The organism is Aliterella sp. E5.1 (assembly GCF_057473825.1).
Genome location: NZ_JBYCCV010000344.1, coordinates 1 through 1622 on the forward strand (window position 1 = coordinate 1; position 1622 = coordinate 1622).

At 40.3% G+C, this 1622-nt stretch carries 2 protein-coding genes and 1 pseudogene; all 3 read right to left on the reverse strand.

Annotated features, from left to right (window positions below; translation table 11 throughout):
- A pseudogene (locus tag AC2VE5_RS27075) lies at positions 1 to 298 on the reverse strand (hypothetical protein); the annotation flags it as partial.
- A 6-nt stretch (positions 299 to 304) separates the two neighbouring features.
- Positions 305 to 763: a hypothetical protein gene (locus AC2VE5_RS27080; RefSeq protein WP_486890629.1), complete on the reverse strand. Its 459-nt coding sequence runs from the start codon at positions 761 to 763 to the stop codon at positions 305 to 307.
- 292 nt (positions 764 to 1055) lie between these two features.
- On the reverse strand, positions 1056 to 1622 hold a 567-nt coding region (locus AC2VE5_RS27085; protein WP_486890630.1), incomplete at its 5' end, for an SGNH/GDSL hydrolase family protein.

Genomic DNA, 1622 nt, shown 5'->3' on the forward strand with positions numbered 1-1622 from the left:
AAAGACAAGCCAAACTCAGCGTCGTAGAATAGGCTGCAATATACAAAAAATCAAGCCATTGCACCAAATTGGCATTTTGTAAAACGCCCTTGTTACGCCAAGCTGCAACAATTGCCTTCGCTCTTGCCGAATTGCCTGCAAACTCCAATGAAATAATGCCGTTAGGGGCAACATCAGGGATGCTTAATGGCTTGCTTATCTTGCCCAGCACCCCCATCAGTATCAGCGTCAATGCAGTCAGCACTGCGAGGAGCAGCGACGAGTTAATAATGGAAATAACTTGAAAAGGATGTCTCATATTGAATTAGAGGTTGTTACTGTGTCCCAGATGATCTTTCAAACCCCCCGTAACAATCAATCCTAAGGTAATTAAGCCCGTTGCCACTGCTGACCCCCACATCACTATCTGACCGCTAGTTGACCAGGATTGATAAGCTCCAGCAAAGCCGTAGAGCAACAAAATTGCCGAAGTAAGACCATTGCTTACAACTCCAGCCCAAATAATATGACTGACATCTTTTCCGTTGTTAATTCGGAAAAAAGCCGAAATGTATCCTACTACTAAAGCTAGAAAGGTAGCCCCCAAAAGATGAATGAAAACTTTAGGTTGTAAAGCAGAAATCCCAAGTAGATGTTTAGTTGAGTAATCAAGTAGCGGGTCAGGCAGCAAAAATGGTAATGCCCATAAACCAAGAGTCAAGACAATTTTGATGAGCAAAACAACCTGTAAACCTGTCAGCCGATTTTGTTTAGCTAGATTCATAATTTTTATTCACGTTAGTATGCTGGCACTCAAAATAAGCCATCCTGGAAGTTAACGGTTATAAGTAAAATCACATCAGGAAAATAAATTTTTATTATTTATATAAAGCAGATATACTCAATCCTTGATATGAGATAGTTTCAGTCTTAATCTTGAGTATCCCGTTCCGGTAAAAACATTTTCAAACAAGACCATCAATGGGTTTTTTTGAGTTACTGAGTAGATTAAATAGTTAATTCATCATCAAGACGCTTTTCAATTGCTATGTCCTGATTTTTCTCATTTTGGCAGCCTAATCTGCAAGAGGTCTACTAAAGACTTGATTGATGCGCTGAGTAAACTCTTTAGCGACCTTTTCATAACCGTCTACATTTAAATGGAGTTCGTTTGCCCAATCCTGGTCTTGAATGATTGGTCGTAAGTCAATATAGTGAACGTTGCTGTCGGCGGATGCTACGTCAGCAAGCAGATCGTTGAAGTTATCAATTAAAATGCGAATAATTTTCTGTGCTTGGGTCACCTGAGAAATTCGCTTTTTAGCAAATGCAGGTCGAAGCCAAGGTCCAACAAAATCAAAGCCTACAACTTTAGCAACGGCTCTACCGTCTGGAATAGCATAGCCATAACCATGTAAGAAGATGTGAATACTAGGTGCAGCTGCCTTAGTCTTAGTAATCAGTTCTTCAAAAATTTTTCTGAAGACTTGATTTAAAACATAGTCTAAATGGCTCTCACGAATAGGCTCCAGTCCGGAACTTGCGTGGTTTAAAAAGGACTCGATTTCTTCTCCGGCAACGTCATTGCCACCACCAGAGAACAACAAGAAAGCTGGCTGGTGTTTATTAAAGATCGGAAGAGC